17 protein-coding genes are annotated in these 19,216 nt (G+C 46.3%); 1 reads left to right on the top strand and 16 read right to left on the bottom strand.

Annotation, left to right across the window (positions count from 1 at the left end):
- Window positions 1-48 precede the first annotated feature (48 nt).
- From H8K52_RS18665 to H8K52_RS18625, 9 genes are all read right to left on the bottom strand, one after another.
- The gene (locus H8K52_RS18665) at window positions 49-993 is read right to left on the bottom strand and encodes a TraB/GumN family protein (RefSeq protein ID WP_186924429.1); all 945 of its coding nucleotides are present in this window, start codon (window positions 991-993) and stop codon (window positions 49-51) included.
- Between the two features lie 52 nt (window positions 994-1,045).
- Window positions 1,046-1,450, bottom strand: a complete 405-nt coding sequence (locus H8K52_RS18660) for a GntR family transcriptional regulator (RefSeq protein WP_186924428.1) — start codon at window positions 1,448-1,450, stop codon at window positions 1,046-1,048.
- A 333-nt stretch (window positions 1,451-1,783) separates the two neighbouring features.
- Window positions 1,784-2,275, bottom strand: coding sequence for a hypothetical protein (locus H8K52_RS18655; protein WP_186924427.1), 492 nt, complete (start codon window positions 2,273-2,275; stop codon window positions 1,784-1,786).
- Window positions 2,260-3,477, bottom strand: a complete 1,218-nt coding sequence (locus H8K52_RS18650; RefSeq protein WP_186924426.1) for an MGDG synthase family glycosyltransferase — start codon at window positions 3,475-3,477, stop codon at window positions 2,260-2,262. The genes H8K52_RS18655 and H8K52_RS18650 overlap by 16 nt, the downstream gene beginning before the upstream one ends.
- 110 nt (window positions 3,478-3,587) lie before the next feature.
- Entirely contained in the window at window positions 3,588-4,331 is a 744-nt protein-coding gene (gene trmB / locus H8K52_RS18645) for a tRNA (guanosine(46)-N7)-methyltransferase TrmB (protein ID WP_186924425.1), read from the bottom strand.
- Between the two features lie 213 nt (window positions 4,332-4,544).
- Window positions 4,545-5,078: a DUF3016 domain-containing protein gene (locus H8K52_RS18640; RefSeq protein WP_186924424.1), complete on the bottom strand. Its 534-nt coding sequence runs from the start codon at window positions 5,076-5,078 to the stop codon at window positions 4,545-4,547.
- A gap of 176 nt (window positions 5,079-5,254) precedes the next feature.
- Window positions 5,255-6,265 (bottom strand): porin, encoded by a 1,011-nt coding sequence (locus H8K52_RS18635; protein WP_186924423.1) that lies wholly within the window; start codon window positions 6,263-6,265, stop codon window positions 5,255-5,257.
- A 292-nt stretch (window positions 6,266-6,557) separates the two neighbouring features.
- Window positions 6,558-7,775 (bottom strand): multidrug effflux MFS transporter, encoded by a 1,218-nt coding sequence (locus H8K52_RS18630; RefSeq protein WP_186924422.1) that lies wholly within the window; start codon window positions 7,773-7,775, stop codon window positions 6,558-6,560.
- Between the two features lie 264 nt (window positions 7,776-8,039).
- The gene (locus H8K52_RS18625; RefSeq protein ID WP_186924421.1) at window positions 8,040-9,512 is read right to left on the bottom strand and encodes an NAD-dependent succinate-semialdehyde dehydrogenase; all 1,473 of its coding nucleotides are present in this window, start codon (window positions 9,510-9,512) and stop codon (window positions 8,040-8,042) included.
- Window positions 9,513-9,803: 291 nt separating this feature from the next.
- Here H8K52_RS18625 and H8K52_RS18620 point away from each other — a divergent pair, with 291 nt between their 5' ends.
- The gene (locus tag H8K52_RS18620; RefSeq protein ID WP_186924420.1) at window positions 9,804-10,397 is read left to right on the top strand and encodes a hypothetical protein; all 594 of its coding nucleotides are present in this window, start codon (window positions 9,804-9,806) and stop codon (window positions 10,395-10,397) included.
- A gap of 231 nt (window positions 10,398-10,628) precedes the next feature.
- On the opposite strand, the gene H8K52_RS18615 is transcribed toward H8K52_RS18620, so the two are convergent.
- The 7 genes from H8K52_RS18615 to leuS all read right to left on the bottom strand — a co-directional run bounded on the left by H8K52_RS18615 (window position 10,629) and on the right by leuS (window position 19,134).
- Window positions 10,629-11,849, bottom strand: coding sequence for a THUMP domain-containing class I SAM-dependent RNA methyltransferase (locus tag H8K52_RS18615; RefSeq protein WP_186924419.1), 1,221 nt, complete (start codon window positions 11,847-11,849; stop codon window positions 10,629-10,631).
- A 257-nt stretch (window positions 11,850-12,106) separates the two neighbouring features.
- Window positions 12,107-12,709, bottom strand: a complete 603-nt coding sequence (locus H8K52_RS18610) for a 2-hydroxychromene-2-carboxylate isomerase (RefSeq protein WP_186924418.1) — start codon at window positions 12,707-12,709, stop codon at window positions 12,107-12,109.
- An 86-nt stretch (window positions 12,710-12,795) separates the two neighbouring features.
- Entirely contained in the window at window positions 12,796-13,218 is a 423-nt protein-coding gene (locus H8K52_RS18605) for a CopD family protein (protein WP_186924417.1), read from the bottom strand.
- Window positions 13,219-13,237: 19 nt separating this feature from the next.
- The gene (locus H8K52_RS18600; RefSeq protein WP_186924416.1) at window positions 13,238-14,527 is read right to left on the bottom strand and encodes a glutamate-5-semialdehyde dehydrogenase; all 1,290 of its coding nucleotides are present in this window, start codon (window positions 14,525-14,527) and stop codon (window positions 13,238-13,240) included.
- Window positions 14,528-14,877: 350 nt separating this feature from the next.
- Window positions 14,878-15,897 (bottom strand): DNA polymerase III subunit delta, encoded by a 1,020-nt coding sequence (holA, locus tag H8K52_RS18595; protein ID WP_186924415.1) that lies wholly within the window; start codon window positions 15,895-15,897, stop codon window positions 14,878-14,880.
- A gap of 13 nt (window positions 15,898-15,910) precedes the next feature.
- Entirely contained in the window at window positions 15,911-16,429 is a 519-nt protein-coding gene (locus tag H8K52_RS18590) for an LPS-assembly lipoprotein LptE (protein ID WP_186924414.1), read from the bottom strand.
- Between the two features lie 77 nt (window positions 16,430-16,506).
- Window positions 16,507-19,134 carry a leucine--tRNA ligase gene (gene leuS, locus H8K52_RS18585; protein ID WP_186924413.1) on the bottom strand — a complete coding sequence of 876 codons (2,628 nt, stop codon included), beginning with the start codon at window positions 19,132-19,134 and terminating at the stop codon, window positions 16,507-16,509.
- Window positions 19,135-19,216 lie beyond the last annotated feature (82 nt).

Below are 19,216 nucleotides of genomic sequence, written 5' to 3'. Positions count from 1 at the left end.
AAAAATTGAAAATATTGCGAAAGGTGCGTTGAAGAAAACTCGCAATAATTACCGAATCTGCTTCACGTCCAAGCCTTGTTTTTTCAAAAGATCGACAACACTTTTTTCACCCGCAAGATGCCCTGCGCCAACAACCACAAACAATTTCTTACCCGCTCTCATCATGTCATTAATCTTGGCCACCATCCCCTCGTTACGATCATCCATCAGCATTTTCATCATCCTTTTCGACGCAGGATCTTTATTTGCTGAGGTCACAAATATTTTGGCAATGGCTTCAGCATCCGCAGCGTTCCAACTATCTACGATATGTTGAAACTCCTGCATCATTTCACGCTTTTTCATCGACTCTATCAAAGAAGAAATCAAGGCATCGCTTTCTTCATCATTGAGACTACCTACGATATTCGCTTGAAAATCTAAGCTCTCCAATTCAACTAGAGATTTTTTATCTTTCTTACTTCGATTAATGAAATGCAGATCAATGCCTTGCATTGGATCGAAACCCATTTGCATACCCATTTGAATGGCGATCATAGAGGTAATCATGAACGGTTTTAAACTCTGCATTTGCTCGGCACCTGGACCAAATAGGGTCTTAAAATTTGCCCAAGTTGCTGGCGTCAGATGCTTCTCTAATTTGTCCGGTGCGGTGTACATCAACTTAGGCATGAATGACTGTGAAGCTACAGGATCCGAGGTATCTGCTTCTACCGCGACGGTATCAGCCTGCAGATATGCCGCCTCGACTTTCGGTGACATAGGATAAAAGTCAGCCTTGGCGATATGAATAGAGCCAAATAGATAAGCGACTTTATCACCGGACTTGATCTCGTATAGCAAACCACGAGTATCGGACTTAGTGCTCGCCGTCGCTTGCATGTCAGCTTTGCTTACGAGATTTTCCGCCTGTACATTAGCAACAAAAAGTCCTAAGACCCCCAACGCAATTATTTTGACAAAAAGGGTATAAATTTGATGAAACATCCGCATATCCATTCTCCTAAAAAAATCCATTCAATACCGCTCAAACCCGTGTTCCGCGTTACGCTCGTTCTAAAATTTCTCTTAACATCTGCAATACATCCGCTGTTGCCAACTTGAGCTGCTGTGCTTCTAAGCCGACTCTCTCCAAACTAGGGCGCAGCAATTCCAAGCGTGACTCGGCTTCGTTAAATTGCGTATGTCGTTGCGCGACGATCATGCCAAGACCACGCCGACGCACCAGCAGGCCATCACTTTCTAGGAGGCTGTAAGCCTTCGATACCGTCATTGGATTAACACCAAGACCGCTCGCCACATCACGTACCGATGGCATTGCATCGCCGGCATGAATTTGTCCGCCTAAGATCTGGCGTCGTAATTGCTCGACCATTTGGCGATAGATAGGCTCGCTACTGCCAGTCGTGATCTGAAAAATATCGACCGATAAATCAGCGTTTTTCGTCATAAGATCGTCTTCAAAATATACTGTATGAATATACTAATACAGCAAAGTAAAAACTTCAAGAAATTTTTAAAACCATTGTAAAAATGTGACGGGAGTTGGCTTTACGTATGTCGACAAAGAGTCATTGCGGCATAGATGGGATGTGAATACACCGCTAAGAAGAGAACTCCACACAAGTTACAGTGCGACCGACTTTTGAATCTGCGATGCTCGCTGTGCGCCTGCGCAGATAGACCTCTCAACTGAAATGTAGACTAGTCGCTATGATTGTGCAGAGGCCGAAAGAAGAAAAAAGTAAGGGGTAAATACGCTCAAGACAATGTCCTTGAAACACTACGCCTGATTCATTGTGGAAATTTTTTCTCGGAATGAAAACCAAAACAAAATGACGGCAACGGTCGAAAATGTCCAATAATCTTTAGGCGCACCTAGCCACCATTGCTTATGCCAGAACACATCGACAGGATTAAATCTCGCCAATCCAAAGGCTGGATTCAACACAAACCAGAGAAAATCTTCGACGATCCAGAACAACATAATGCAAGCGAATGCGCGTGCTTGCAATTTCCATGACCAGGTCTGCAAAAAGAAAAAAGGTAAGTGAAAAATCATTGCGATAAATGGAAATACCCAGGCGTGATAGCCTGTCATCGCACGCCCACCCCAAAAAATATCGAGCAACCAGTGTTGCTCAATACGCCAAGTTGGCAAACTGGTCGCCCAACCGGCATCACCTTCAATTTGGATTTCGACCTCAGCAAAAAAGAACGCCATCAGGCTTACCCAAAACATGGTCAGCAGTAGCCCTTTTACATTGAATCGCATGCGATGTTTCCTTGTGCAGATTGACTTTGAAGTTGGTGTAAATCATTGATCACGCGATCAAATACCTGTTGCGCCGCATGTGGTCGCCCCAATCGCTTTGCTTGTGCTCGCATGTGATTTAATTTGTGTGGGTGCTCAATCAAGTCGCGTAGGCGAAACTCAAGCGCGAGACTATCCACAGCTTTAAGAGCCGCGCCCTGCTCCATCACATAGTCGGCGTTACGCTCTTCTTGACCTGGAATGGGGGCATTGACGATCATCGGCAAACCCAACGCAAGAGACTCTGAGGTCGTGAGTCCACCTGGTTTGGTAATGAGCACGTCAGCGCAAGCCATCAAGCGTTCCACCTGCGAAGTGAAACCGACAGGAAAAAGTCGGGTTGGATAAAGTTGCGCTAAGGCCTGTAAGGCTGCCAGGGCTTGACTATTTTTTCCGGCGAGGACAATCAGTTGAAAAGTCGGATCAGCGGAATGTTCGTCACGTTTCATCCGAAGCAACTGCGCCGCAAGCGTATCTAAATTACCTAAGCCAGCGCCGCCACCCATCAACATCAAAGTCAACTGATGCGGATCTAGCCCTAATTCTGATGCACACGTGTCGCGATCTAAAGGCTGAGTAAAAGCTGGCATGATGGGAATGCCTGTCACCTGAATACGCCCAGCTGGAATACCGCTCGCCCGCATACGAAACGCTACTTCCTCGTTCGCCGCAAAATAACCAGCCATCCCAGCATGTACCCACATACGGTGCAGATCAAAATCCGTCACCTGCACCCACACTGGGCAGCTTAGTTCCTCTCTTGCAATCAGCCGTGCCAGCATCTCAGCAGGCAGAAAGTGGGTGCAAATAATCGCGTCGGCCTGCAGTTGCTTTATCTCACGCAAGAGTGCTTTGGCATTCCACCGCTCGACACTGCGGCGCAATTTTTCCATTGAACTATCGCGCTTCGCTTCGTTGGTGAAGTTATACAAATAACCCCAGAGAGTAGGCGCTCGATTAACTAATTGCAGGTAAAAATCGGTATAGATCTTTCGAAATCCACTCGTGACAAAGTCCATCACATCGAGGTGAATTAAGGTACAAGTTGGATCCGCTTGTGCCGCATAAGCACGGATAGCCTCTGCCGCACGCGCATGCCCTGCACCTGCCGACACGCTGAGTAATAAAATGGTCTTGCGAGATTGTTTTGAGAAGTCTGCCATATGCGGCAGATTGTAAAGAGGCTACATGACAGAAGGATGACAAGTCATGCTATCAAGTTACAGAAATAGGAAACGCAGCTTCGCTATCAAGCTGCGTTCATTTTGTCAGTTTATCTTTTTTCAAAAACCAAGTCCCAAACACCATGGCCTAATTTCAAACCACGATTTTCAAATTTCGTCACTGGGCGATAATCTGGGCGAGGTGCGTATCCATCAGCAGTATTTTTCAAGCTAGGTTCTGCACCTAGCACGTCCAACATTTGCACTGCATATTCTTCCCAATCGGTAGCACAATGAATATACCCACCAGCTTTAATGCGAGAAGCCAATAAAGCGACCAATGGCCCTTGAATGAGACGGCGTTTGTTGTGGCGCGCCTTGTGCCACGGATCAGGAAAAAAGACGTGGACACCAGCCAAGGATTCTGGCGCGATCATGTGCGTCAAAACCTCAAAAGCATCGTGTTGAATAATGCGTTGATTTGTTAGTCCTGCGGCTTCGGTTAACTTTAATAAATTGCCGACGCCTGGCGTATGAACCTCAACACCAATAAAATTTTTCTCTGGCATCAACGCGGAAATTGTGGCACTGGTTTCGCCCATGCCAAAACCAATTTCAAATATCGTCGGTGCTTGACGTGCAAAAGCTGTATCTATATCAAGGATCGCTTTTTCGTAAGCAATCATGTACTTTGGCCCCAAATTCTCTATTGCTTTCGACTGTGCCTCGGATAAGCGCCCGGCACGGGTGACAAAGCTACGGATACGATACTCAGTTGGATCGTAAAAGAGCGATTTACGAGGCTCATCATCTGGCGTCTGTGATGCGCCTGTTTTTGGATTTTCTGTTGACATGGATAATTTATGAGGAACAAAATAGAAGTGAAACTGTGTCGATTACGCCGAAGTCGCATTTTCAAATTCGGCGCATTTACTTCCAGAAGGCGCTATTTTACGTGGCTTCGCCTGAGCTTGGCAAACAACAGCGAAAACGAGCACCAACTAAAAAGGCTAATCCAAATTTGAATTAGCCTAAAATCAACAAAAACAAAAATAAGTTTGCTACATTTACTGACTCGTCACGACAGCCTTCACTTCTCGCGATGGAAAGTGACCGGCAAGTACTTGCTTCTTAAACCAGTCTTGCAACATCTTTTCTTCGAACTCAAAAGTGGTATTGCCTGATGGGATACGAAAACGATGCAAGTAATCCATGTCTCGTAACTCTTCCTTGCCACTGATGATAATTTCTTGCTTTGCATTTTTCAATGTGTAGCTGAAATTCATACGCGGCCAATAAATCTCTCGCATAACCCGAATTTGCTGACCATACATCCATTGACCAGGGCGGGCATCGCCAGCCAAATCAATATCGGTAACATCAATATTCAATTCATAACCATCTGGAAGTTTCTTTGCAAACGCAGAAAACACGGCTTCGAATTCTTTAGTCAAGCGCTCTTGAAACCGCTCCTTGAATTCAGATCCAGCATGGATATCCGTAAATTCGTCCAATTTACCCCAAATGACCTTCGCCTCGCCAGCACTAGCTGCCGAAGAATACAATCCACATAATAATGCGGCAATTAAGATTTTCTTCATCATGACACCTCACTATACAAATCGGTTAACGCTTGCATTGTAGTGCAATTAAAAAGTGGGGCAAGGCTTATTACATTTACCTAAAATTCTTAGACAGTTTTTCACAAAAAAAAGCTGCCTTAACAGCAGCTTTTTTTCATTGAGCGCACAAACCTCATGCAAACAAATATCAATTATTAGAACTTATGACGGATACCAAAGTTGAACAAACGTGCAGTCGCGCCATTCAAGTCAGCCAAAGTTTTAACAGATTTTTCATTTTCTACACGTGCCAAAGACGCATACAAATTCGTGCGCTTAGACAAATCATAGGTGTAACCCAATGCAATACGGCTAGAGTTTGCATTTGTGCTAGTTTTCACGTTGGAATCTGTGTAGCTAACGATAAAAGTATTAGCACCATCCTTGATAGAACCACCAACCATGTATAACTGCTCTTTAGTTTCTTTCAACACTGTCAAACTTGTAGAGCCTTTGATTTCTTCGTACATGGCGTTCAACTTTACGCCAAAGAAATCTTTACCCAAATCATAAGAGACACCAGCCAACAATTTTTCACCACCAACAGCCAAATTGCCGTTTGTATCCTTCATCTGATCCCAAACGATATTCGCATTCAAAGGACCATTGATGTAAGAAGCAGCAACGCTTGTTACACGATTTGCTGTTGCATCACCAGTTTTTTCGCCAAAACCGTACTGACCTGCTACGGAGAAACCACTGAAACTGTTTGATGTGTAAGTGATAGAGTTATCACGCACAGTATTTAATTTGAACATCAAATCTGTTTTACCCAACAAACCATCCATGAATGGATCGATTTGTGCGCCGTAGATGTAAGTCAAAGATTTATGACGGCCCAAATTGACGGAACCGAAATCTTCGCCAGACAAACCTACCCATGCGCCACGTGCAAAGATTGCAGCGTCATTTGCGCCTGTGTCAGCTTTCAAACCCATTTCTAAGTTGAAATTGGCTTTCAAACCGCCGCTCAATGTTTCTGTTCCTTTAAAACCCAAACGAGATGTGGAGTTCAAGCCACTGTCGAGGGAAGTCAGTGTACCTGCGCCTGCATTTTTATAAGCCGCACCCACGTCAACAATACCATAAACGGTAACTGAGGATTGCGCCATTGCGGCACCAGAAAATGCACTCAAAGCGGCCAATGCAAGAATTGATTTTTTCATAGCTAAAGTTCCAGAAAATTAAAAAATAGTTTTTTTACAGCCTGCCAAAACAGCGCAGCAAAAAGCGGATTACAAGTCTAAAAATAAGCCTTGAACCATTTCAGCGATCCAACGACAGGCCGAAGTATAGAGAGTAAAAATGACATGTATGTGACATGGAAGTGACGGTTATATGACATAGAAAAAGGACACATACCTAGAAAATAAAAAAGCCGCATCATAAAACGCGGCTTCCATTCGCAATCAATGGGTCAGCGAAAGAACCGACCAGCTGAAAAATCAGTATGACATATCAATGCCCATCATTCACTTTACGTGAGCGCGCATAAACCCGACCTGCAGACCAAAGGCATAAGCCAAACAAAGCGAAACCTAGTTGTCCCAAGGCTAATGACAACACCGAATGATCTAATGCAGGTGCCATCACGCCAGCAACAAAAGCACTGAGTAAAGTTACAGAAGCTGATTGGCAAGACGCAACAATGCCGCGAATGTGTGGAAACAATTCAAGCACCATTAAGGTTACGCCCGGAAACACCACCGACATTCCAAAAGCATAAAAAAACAAAGGAATCACTGACCAAGGCAACATCGGCATAGCAAAGAAATGGAATGCTACATTCGCCACTGCAGCAATCAACAAAAACATAAAGCCGATACTGACCTGCCGCGCAATCGTCAAACGTCCAGCCAAACGATTCGCCGCCAGTGAGCCTAGGAAAATACCACCGACCATAGGCACAAATTGCCAGCCGAAGCTCTGTGCATCCAACTTCAAATGTTGCGTAACGAAAGCAGGTGCAGAAGAGATAAACAAAAAGATCCCTGCAAAATTACAAGCAATCGTACCCGCCATGAAATGAAAGCCCGGAGACTTAAACACGTCGCGATAACTTTCCCATAAAAAATTCACGTTAAACGGTTGCCGTTTCTCGACGGGTAAAGACTCCGGCAGGTATTTGTAACATGCAATCAACAGTAAAACGGTGTACACAAATAACAATAAAAAAATCGTTCGCCAATCCGAGTGCGACACCACCCAACCGCCGAGAATCGGCGCAATCGCTGGCGCGATTGAAAAGATCATCGTGACCAAAGATAACAAACGCTCTGCTGGAGCGCCTTCATATAAATCACGCACAATCGCCCGACCGATCACCATCCCCGCACCGGCCGCCACGCCTTGCATGATGCGGAACACCCACAGATAATGCACAGTATGCGCGGACGCACAGCCCAAAGAGCCGATTGCGAACACCACCAAAGCAACCAACACAACATTACGTCGACCAAAAGAATCAGACAATGCACCGTGCCACAAGGTCATTGCGGCAAACGACAGCATATAGGCGGTCAATGTCTGCTGCACCTCGATTGAAGACGCATGCAGACTAGCCTGTATAGAAGAAAACGCAGGTAAATAGGCGTCAATCGAGAAAGGACCCAGCATCGACAAGGCTGCGAGTAAAGTAGCTAGTCCCGCGTTGCTGAGTTTAATTTTGGAATGCATGAAGTGCTTTCATTGACTTACAAACTAATTTAAAGCGTAGGGTGCGCTATGCGCACCAAACATCGACCGACAATCATCAAAACGGTGCGCATGGCGCACCCTACCGACTCATACTGTTTCAAGCATTACCCACAAAACCAAAAGTATCGCTAGAACAAAACAGACTTTTAAAGACCCGTAGGGTGCGCCGTGCGCACCACAAATCGACCACCAAGCATCACAAGGAATACAAAATTTAAACGCCTGCGATCAGCATTCAACATGCTACATCCCACCGAGACACACATATTTCATTTCCAAATACTCCTCCATTCCATACTTAGATCCTTCACGTCCAAGCCCAGATTGTTTGACGCCACCGAACGGCGTAACTTCATTCGCGATCAAACCAGTGTTCACACCGACCATCCCGTACTCAAGCTTTTCAGCCACACGCCAAACGCGACTGATATCACGTGAATAAAAATAAGCAGCCAAGCCAAAATCGGTGTCGTTTGCAGCAGCGATCACTTCTTCTTCGCTACTAAAACGCGCAACCGCGGCTAAAGGGCCAAAGGTTTCTTCACGCATCACCAGCATCTGATGATTGACGTCAGCAATGATGGTTGGTTCAAAAAATAAACCACCTTTTTCATGTAACTTTCCGCCTGCCATGACACGAGCGCCTTGAGCTACCGCATCGGCCACATGCGCTTGCACTTTTTCTAAAGCTTGTTGATCAATCAAAGGACCTTGTTTCACACCCAGTTGCGTCCCTTCACCCACCACGACTTTTTTACTAGCGAGAGCAAATTTCTCCAAAAATTCTTCATACAAGGAATCATGTACATAAAAGCGATTCGTGCACACGCAGGTCTGTCCGGCATTACGGAACTTCGATTGCAATGCTCCTTCCACCGCAGCATCGACATCTGCATCTTCAAACACAATAAACGGTGCATGACCACCCAACTCTAAAGCCAGTTTCTTCAAAGTCGGCGCGCATTGCTGCATCAAGATACGACCCACTGGCGTCGAGCCAGTAAACGACAAATGACGCACCACCGAACTACCGCACAACACGCGACCAATTGCGATCGATTGCTCTGCATCTGCGGTTAACACATTCAACACACCAGCTGGCATACCAGCACGCAAAGCCAATTCCGCCAAAGCCAAAGCGCACAAAGGCGTTTGCTCAGCAGGCTTAATCACGATGGTGCAACCCGCCGCCAGAGCCGGCGCCACCTTACGCGTAATCATCGCCAAAGGAAAATTCCAAGGCGTAATCGCCGCACACACGCCGATAGGCTGCTTCAATACCAAGGTGCGCTTATCCGCCCAAGTCGATGCCAACACATCACCAGAAACCCGCTTCGCCTCTTCCGCAAACCATTCAACAAAACTCGCCCCATACAAAACCTCGCCCTTCGCTTCCGCCAAAGGCTTACCCTGCTCCGCCGTCATGATCGCGGCTAAATCGTCTGCATTCGCCACGATCAAATCGAACCACTTACGCAAAAGATTCGCGCGCTCTTTGCCGGTTAAAGCAGACCAAGCTGGTAAAGCGGTTTGTGCGGCGTGGATTGCGTCTTGTGCGTGTGAGATGTCTAGGTTAGCTACCTCGGCGATCAATGCTCCCGTTGCTGGATTATGAACAGCGAATTTCGCAGGGGTTTCTATCCAATTGTTTTGGATGAAGGCGTGATCGTGGATTAACTTGTTATTGATGAGTTGCGGACGGATGAAAGTAGTCATTTTTTAGTGTTCGAAAAATTTACTTAGTAGGAGGAGGAATTTGCAGCGACCAAATATTTAATATAAATGCATGAATAATGTCGACAAAAATGCTTTATGGCAATGTGTAAGGATACGCCAAAAAACTGACGCAGCCAAAATTGAAACTCTTAACAGGGAAATCTATCGTGATTAAAAAAAAACGCTTATCAACATTCAGTAATAAATTGTTAATATCTCATTTTCTGTACTCAAAATCTAAACAGGGCTATTATTTAAAAAAATAGCATTTGAATATTCACTCACAACAAAATGATATTTAGCCAAACCATTTCACTCAAAAAATCCAAATCAAAGATTCTCGCAGCCTGTGCACTGTTCTTAGTTTTTTGTATCTTTATGGCTGGTTTTTTCTTAAATATCGCACTAGAGGAGCATTTTTTCTTTGCATCTACAATTCCAATTGCATCGACTTCGTTTTGGGTATTCCTCGCCTTGATTCCATGCTTCACTGTATTGCTTATCAAAGCTAATTTTGACAAGCAGCATAGCGATTATTATCCAACTTGGTGGGTACGCCGTCTCATCATGTTCCCACTATTTGTCCTATTCTCTGCTGCCTTGGTAGCAACGGCACCGCTTGGTTGGCTCATCACCTATACATGGCTAGGAGAGCACCCAAACACACAAGTCTCAGCAAGAATAATAACGATTGAAAAATATCGCCAAAAGACACGGAGCTGCGATCAACAAGGCGAGGTCGTAGTCGGAGCAAGGCAAATTAGGATTTGTTTTGAGGGATTGATCGACTTACCTATCAAGCGTAAGGGTGATATCAAACTGTTAGGGAGACAATCATCATTTGGTTTTATGATCGAACGCATCCAGTACAATCAAACAGAATAAAAATGTGGCTAACAACTATACTCAGTCACACTTTTTATTATTCAAAACGATAAGTAGTCGTTCGCCACATCTTCAAATGAAACACCGTAGGCGCGATTAGTGAAACGTAATCACATGTATTGTTCGTATTGATCGGCGTGCAGATAACGCGTAACACCTCTACATGACGCATTTCACGGAATCTATACGTGCGAATACACTACGCCATTCGCACCTACGGAAAATAAAAAATCACTCAGCGTCTTTCGGCTTCGCCGCTTCTCTACGATTAAACCCTGCCACCATATCAAAGCGGAACAAACGACATTCCAATGCACCGTTAAAGAATGGTGTTTTGCGCGATTCTTTTAAACGCAAAAGTTTTGGCAAACCTAAATCTGCGGTGAACAGGAATACGCTCCAGCCTGAGAAACGTTGCTTGAGTGTGCTGCTGAAGGCAGCGAAAAATTCGCGTGCTAAATCATCCGGTTCAAAGCTTTGATCACCCCGCACGCCAATACGTTCGCCGTACGGTGGATTGGTTAATAAAATGCCTGGTTGTTCTGTCGGCGCTTTGATTTCTTGGGCTTCAATTTGCTTTAGGGGGACGTCGAATTTGATGCCTGCTTTATTCAAATTATTGCGCGTCATGATGACCATGTCGCCGGAAATATCACTACCGAAAATTGTCGGTTCAGTTGGTAGTGGATTGGCGCGTATGCTGTTTTTGATGTCTTGCCATTCTTCTTCGACAAAGCTGCCGAATTTTTCGAATGCAAATTCGCGGCGCATGCCGGGTGGAATGCCTGCGACCATTTGTGCTGCTTCGATCAAAATGGTACCTGAGCCGCACATAGGGTCGAACAGCGGTACGCCTGGTTTCCAACCTGAGGTGCGCAGTAAACCAGCGGCGAGATTTTCGCGCAAAGGGGCGTCGCCGGTTTCTAAGCGCCAGCCGCGTTTGAATAGCGCTTCGCCTGAGGTGTCAAGATAAACAGTGAAGTTATGTGCATCTAAAAAGCCAACGATGCGCATATCGGGTTGTTTAGTATCGACCGATGGTCGTTGTGTGAATTGATCGCGGAAACGGTCGCAGATCGCGTCTTTAATTTTGAGCGTGGTGAACTCTAAACTCTTGAGTGGCGACTTGACTGCGGTGACATCGACGCGGATGGTGTGGTGATAGCCAAACCAATCTTCCCACGGTTGTTCCAACGTCATATCGTAGATATCGTTCTCGTTACTGTAACCGCCATGCGCCATGCGCAGCAGTACGCGGGAAGCAATACGAGAATGCAAATTGACGCGATACGCATCCGTGATTTCACCTGAAAAATGCACACCACCCGGCACTTGCGTGTGCACGTGGATAGTCTTGAGTGATTTGAGATCGGCGATCTCGTTGAGTTCTTCTGCTAAGGCAGTTTCCAAGCCGCGTGGGCATGGACAAAAATAGGAATAACGTGTTTTCATGGGGGACCTTTTTTCCATCATGGTTTTAAAAACTCTGAACACGCTGCGTATCCAGAGGGCTTACTAAAAAATTACTACAAAATATTTTTTCGACACAGATAACATAGAAATCAATTTGATCCCGTAGGGTGCGCCGTGCGCACCGTCTTTATGTTTAAACGTATAAAACATACGGTGATCTACAATGATTTGGTGCGCATGGCGCACCCTACAGGTGCTCTATATACTCTGCGCTTGTGCAACTAATACCTTTCAATCTATCGAGCGAATTCGCGCTCCAAAAAATCTAACCGATCTTGCCCCCAAAAACCTTCGCCCTTGTACACATACCAAGGAGCACCAAAGACGTTGGCGGCGATCGCGTCATTCGTATTGCTATCGTAATCGCCTTGCACGGCTGAAGTCTCTGCCGATTTCACTAATTGTTTTCCGTCTAAATCGGCATCACAGGCGATGCCAATCAACGTTGCTTCATCCGCGATATTTTTTTGTTCAGCCCACATCGCACGCATAATCGCTGTCGATAAATTTAAGGCAACTTCGTTACCGTGCGCGATCTGTGCTGCAATAATCAAACGCGCTGCTGGATCGGGCGTTACCGGAAAAAACTGCGGTTGCACATGCATGGGCACTTGCAAAAAATCACTCCAGCGTTGCAGCTCAATCAAGCGATATGCCTGTCTTTGTGGTGCACGTTTGGCTAATGGCAAACCACCTGATGCAGCAAAAACCCGACTGAGATCACAGGGTTTTATTGCTACTTTAATTTTATGTTTTGTTGCGATGTCGATGAAGCGTTGATGTCCTAAGTAAGACCAAGGTGAATGTGGTGCGAAATAGTAATCACAAACTTTGCTCATGCAAGACACTCCACAGATTAGTCAATTAATTTGTTCACCTAGTAACAATCGCCAGTTACAACCGTCCCGCCTTCAAACTACGCGTTTCAGAACGGCTTCACCACCACCAAAATCACCGCCGCAATCATCATCAACACGGGCACTTCGTTAAACACGCGAAACCACTTGTGACTACGTTTGTTTTGACCATGTTCAAACTTCTTCAAAATACTACCGCAAGCGTGATGGTAGCCGACCAGCAAAACCACAATCGCCATTTTTGCATGCATCCAACCATTGCCTGGACCTTTGCCTATGCCATAGCCCAGCCACAGCCAAAATCCCAACACCAAGGCTGGAATCATCAATATTGTCATGAACCGGTACAACTTTCGCGCCATCAACAATAAGCGCTCAATGCTAGGCTGATGCGTTTCCATCGCCAGATTCACGAATATTCTTGGCAGATAAAACAGACCCGCAAACCAAGAAGCGATAAAAACGATGTGAAATGCTTTGACGTATAACATAGTGCCCTTTATTTTTTAACTATTGTCGAATCTCGCCGTGCCCAAAGACCACGTACTTCAATGAGGTTAAGCCTTCCAGGCCAACAGGCCCACGCGCATGCAGTTTATCATTAGAAATGCCAATCTCTGCACCGAGGCCATATTCAAATCCATCGGCAAAACGAGTTGACGCATTGACCATCACCGACGCCGAGTCAACTTCGCGCAAAAATGCCATGGCGCGGCTGTAGTCTTCGGTGATGATAGATTCTGTATGTTTAGACGAAAAGTGATTGATATGCTCAATGGCCGCTGCCATATCTGCGACGATTTTGACTGACAGGATCGGTGCTAGGTATTCGGTAGACCAATCGGTCTCATGCGCCATTGCCAGATGTGGATAAGCATGCAGAATTTGTGCGGCTTGTTGATCGCAACGTAATTCTACTTTTTCCGTTACATAGCGTTCAGCCAATAATGGCAATACTTGTGGTGCAATCGCCTCTGCCACCAACAAAGTTTCCATCGTATTACAAGTACCATAGCGGTGGCATTTCGCGTTGAAACCGATATCGACGGCTTTTTGCAAATCTGCCTTATCATCGATATAGACATGACAAATGCCGTCCAAATGTTTAATCATCGGCACAGTCGCTTCGCGCATCAATCGTTCTATCAAACCTTTACCGCCGCGCGGGACGATTACATCGACGTATTCTGGCATGGTAATTAAAGCCCCCACGGCTGCGCGATCTGTCGTATCAACGACTTGCACCGCCTGCTCTGGCAAACCCGCATTACGCAAGCCTTCTTTCACTAAATTGGCCAGTGCACGATTACAATTGATCGCTTCGGAACCGCCGCGTAAAATCGTCGCATTGCCGCTCTTAATGCACAAACCAGCTGCATCAACGGTGACGTTAGGGCGTGCCTCATAAATGATACCAATCACACCAAGCGGCACCCGCATTTGTCCAACTTGTATGCCGGATGGGCGATACTTCATGTTTGAAATTTCACCGATAGGATCGGATAAGCGCGCGATTTGCTCCAAACCTTCCGCCATGGTGGCGATGGCTCTATCGCTTAACGCAAGACGATCTAACATGGCGACTTCCATGCCCGCCGCTTTGGCTGCGGCTAAATCAAGTTGATTCGCTGCGCGTAGAGCTGGTGCTTCACGGCGAATCGCTGTTGCTATCGCAAGCAAAGCTTGATTCTTGGTTGCTGTATCTACCTTAGCCATTGCACGTGAAGCAGCGCGGGCTTGCTTGCCTAGCGTTTGCATGTAGTCTTGGATGCTGTTGGTATTAATGTGCGTTGTAGTCATTTGTAAAACCTGAGATCAATCTATTACCAAATATGAGTCATTTCACTCGCACATCTACTTTTCTCATCAAAAAATTTGGAGTGCAAAGTGCTCGACCACCAGTAGGTCGGGGGTGGCCCGACAGCCACATTCTTTCTTTGCTTCGCCAAAGAAAGAATGCAAAGAAAGGCGACCGCGCTTCGCCGCCCTTCGGGTGCCCAATGCTGCAAGACAAAAAATGGGAAAGCGTTGAAACTCGCCTTCGGCTCAAACAGCAACGCTTTCTTTATCCATTTTCTGTCTCGCATCATTGGCGACTCAGAAGCGGAAACATCGCTGGCTCAACCGCAATGAGAAAACGGATTAGTTAGCTATGTTGCTTTAGCGACTCGCAACCCCAGATGCAACAATGCATCCCAAGCATCGCCCGCAAACTTTGGTGCGCGTAGGCCTTTGACCATTTTGTCGATTTGTGCAGCGTCTTGTAGTGCTGCTTGCAGGGTCGCTAAACTGACGCGACGTAGTGCTGGCTCCATGAGTTTTTCTCTTGGTCCCCAGATACGATACTCTTTTAAGAGGGCCCCTAATGGGCGTCCTTGTGCGACGCCGGATTTTAATTTAAGTAATGTGCGCAGCTCTTCTGCCATCGCCCACAGGACTAAAGGCAGAGCCTCGCCCTCACCTTTCAGTCCATCTAGCATTCTGACTAAGCGTGCTACGTCACCGACTAACATCGCTTCATTCAACTTGAAAACGTCATAACGTGCCACGTTCAGCACGGCATCATGAATGATCTCAAAACTGAGCTTGCCTTGTGGATGCAGTAGACCTAATTTCTGTATTTCTTGATGTGCTGCCAGCAGATTGCCTTCGACACGATCGGCGATAAATTCCAGACTTTGTTTGTCCGCGCTTTGCCCTTGTGCTGCCAGTCGTTGACCTATCCAATTCGGTAAGGCGGCGCGTTCGATCAGCGGGATCTCAATATATACGGCTGCTTGTTGCAACATCGTGACCCAGGCCGCTTTTTGTGTAGCCCAATCGAGTTTGGGTAGCGTAATTAAAGTGATGTTATCAGGCGAAAGATCACGTACATATTCTTGTAAAGCTGCACCACCGTCTTTGCCTGGTTTGCCAGTTGGGATGCGCAGATCGATCAATTTTTTATCGCCGAATAAAGATTGCGATTGATTCGCTGCCAGTAATTCACCCCATTTGAAATAGCGTTCCACCGTCAAAATATCACGCTCTAAAAAACCCTGAGCTTTGGTGACTTTGCGTATCTTGTCGGCGGTCTCTTGTACCAGCAAATGCTCGTCGCTAGAGATGACATACATCGCCGCCAAACCTTTGGCGAGATGAGCATCGATAGCGTCGTAGCGTAATTGCATATTCTGATTGGCCTTAATCTAGCTTCGCTGGCGCTTCCATCCTGACGACGGCAAGACGACGCATAATTTGTTGCACGAGCTCAGATTGCATATCGCGATAGAGCAAGGCTTCTTCTGCCTCTTTCGCTAAGACTTCATTTTCTTTAAAACTGAGATTACGTTTTAGGCTGATTGTAGTTGGTTGTAAAACCTCGCGTCCAGCTTTGTCACGCAAACGGAATTTCAAGTTGTAAATCAAGTTAAATTCACGGACACGACCTTGACTGTTCAAGGACAGAATCACTTTATCGCGCGTCTCACCAAGCACATCCAAAATCACTTCCGCATTGTTTGCTTGTGAAGTGACTTCGGTTTTTCCATTGGCTCGCAAATTACGTTTAAGCTCACCACCTAAAGCGGAACTTTCTGGCAATCCTACATAAATACTTTGAAACGGAAACACCACTGCGCCGCGCAGAGCGAAACCACAAGCACTAAGACTCGCCAGCAGAACGAGATAGCTAACAATTTTCAGAAAACGATTTTTGCTCATGGGTCTTTCGATCTACTTAACAACGATTCAAAACTCCCTTCTCCCACTTGCGGGAGAGGGATTTAAAAGTACTAAACTCAAACAACAATATTAACCAGCTTACCAGGCACAACGATGATCTTCTTCGGCGTTCCTTCAATAAAGCGCGCGGCACTTTCGTTAGCCACAGCAGCCGCTTCGATCGTCGCTTTGTCAGCATCCTTGGCAACCTTAATACTGCCGCGCAATTTGCCATTGACCTGCACCATCAATTCAATTTCATCTTGCACCAAGGCTGTTGCATCGACTTGTGGCCAAGGTGCATCGATAATGCCGCCCAAATCTTTATCGTAGCCAAGCTCATTCCACAATGCATGTGTGATGTGCGGACAAACAGGATACAAACCGCGCAACAAGATGCCAAAAGCTTCACGTACCGCAGCAGCAGAACCTTCTGCTTCCGATTTGAACGACTCAATTGTGTTCAACAATTTCATCGCGCCAGACACAACGGTGTTGTATTGCAGACGATCGTAATCGCTATCGATTTGTTTCAAGGTGCTGTGCACTTCAAAACGCAATCCTTTAACATCCGCTGCATAGTTCGCTGTTGGCGTTGCGCCTGCAGCGATCGTTGCAGAGAACTTCAATGCCGTCGCCCACAAACGACGCAGGTAACGAGATGCGCCTTCCACGCCGCTACTGCTCCACGCAGCACTTTGATCTGGAGGACCAGCAAACATCGTAAATAAACGGGCTGTATCTGCGCCGAATTGGCTGATGATATCTTTCGGTTCCACCACGTTATTCTTAGACTTGGACATCTTTTCGATGCCGCCCATTTGCACAGGCTGACCATCACTCTTCAAACTAGCGGAAATTGGACGACCTTTTTCATCGTGCTGCACTTCGACTTCATTTGGATAGAACCAGACTTTCTTACCACTGGCTTCTTCACGATAATAAGATTCGTTGAGCAACATGCCTTGCGTGAACAAATTCTTAAATGGCTCGTCGATTTTTACCAAGCCCATGTCGCGCATGGCCTTGGTCCAGAAACGCGCATACAGCAAATGCAGAACCGCATGCTCAACACCACCGATGTACTGGTCCATCGCCATCCAGTAGTCATTGCGTTCATCGACCATGGTCGTCGCATCTGGACAGGTATAGCGCATGAAGTACCAGCTAGAATCAACGAAGGTATCCATCGTGTCGGTTTCGCGATGTGCTGGCTTGCCGCATTTTGGGCAAGGCACATTCAAGAAAGCCGCATGTGTTTTTAATGGATTACCGGAGCCGTCTGGAATACATTCAGTCGGCAATACCACTGGCAAATCTTCGTAAGGCACTGGCACGTCTCCGCAATCATCGCAATGAATGATAGGGATAGGCGTGCCCCAATAACGTTGACGAGAGATACCCCAGTCGCGCAAACGCCAAGTGGTTTTCTTCTCACCTACGCCTTTGGCGACGAGGTCGGCAGCTACCGCATCGACTGCGGCTTTGTAAGTCAAGCCGTCGTACTTACCAGAATTGACCGTCACACATTTTTGCTTATCGCCATACCACTCTGCCCAAGCATCAGTTGTGAAGCTCTCGCCCTCAACAGCGACTACTTGTTTGATCGCGATGTTATATTTTTTCGCAAACGCAAAATCACGTTCGTCATGCGCTGGGACGCCCATCACGGCGCCATCGCCATACGTCATCAAGACATAATTACCAACCCAAACTTCGACCTGTTCGCCCGTCAACGGATGCGTGACGAACAAACCTGTAGGCAAACCTTCTTTTTCTTTAGTCGCCATCTCGGCTTCTGTAGTACCACCGGCTTTGCATTCTTCGATGAACGCAGCTAACTTCTCATTGTTTTTTGCAGCGACAGTAGCGAGTGGATGTTCTGCTGCGACTGCGCAGAAAGTCACGCCCATAATGGTGTCAGGACGAGTCGTAAAGACATACATCTTACCGTCTTGAACTAACGCACCAGATTCGTCTTTGATCTCATGGCTGAAGGCAAAACGTACGCCTTCGCTCTTACCGATCCAATTGCGTTGCATCGTACGAACTTGATCTGGCCAGCCATCGAGTTGATCGATACTAGACAAAAGTTCTTCCGCGTATTGCGTGATGCCGAAGTAGTAGCCTGGGATTTCACGTTTTTCCACGACTGCGCCTGAACGCCAGCCTTTACCGTCAATCACCTGCTCGTTCGCTAACACGGTTTGATCAACTGGGTCCCAGTTCACGACTTGGGTCTTTTTGTAGGCAACACCTTTTTCTAGCATTTTCAAGAACAACCATTGGTTCCAACGATAGTAATCAGGATCGCAAGTTGCCACTTCACGTGACCAGTCAAACGCTAAACCCAATGGCTGCATTTGCGATTTCATGTCTTCGATGTTGGCGTAAGTCCATTCTGCAGGCGACTTTTTGTAGGCAATCGCCGCATTTTCTGCCGGCAAGCCAAAGGCATCCCAACCCATAGGCATTAAGACGTTATAACCCTTCATGCGCAATTGACGCGCCAACATGTCGTTGATGGTGTAGTTACGCACATGGCCCATGTGCAGTTTGCCCGATGGATAAGGCAACATAGAACAGGCGTAGTATTTACCTTTTGGAAAACGCGGATCGTTTTCTACCGTTTTAAACGCGTTGGTTTCAGTCCAATGTGACTGGGCGGCTTGTTCAACTTCGGCTGGGCTGTATTTGTCTTGCATGACGATTCGATTGAAGAAATAAGTGAATTTATAAAAAAAGCAAAGGCTACATTAACCTTAGATTATAAGGCTAAAGCATAGA

Source organism: Affinundibacterium seohonense (assembly GCF_014284305.1).
Classification (GTDB): domain Bacteria; phylum Pseudomonadota; class Gammaproteobacteria; order Burkholderiales; family Burkholderiaceae_D; genus Undibacterium; species Undibacterium seohonense.
Note: the sequence above shows the minus strand (reverse complement) of the source record. Positions and strands in the feature narration are given on the sequence as shown.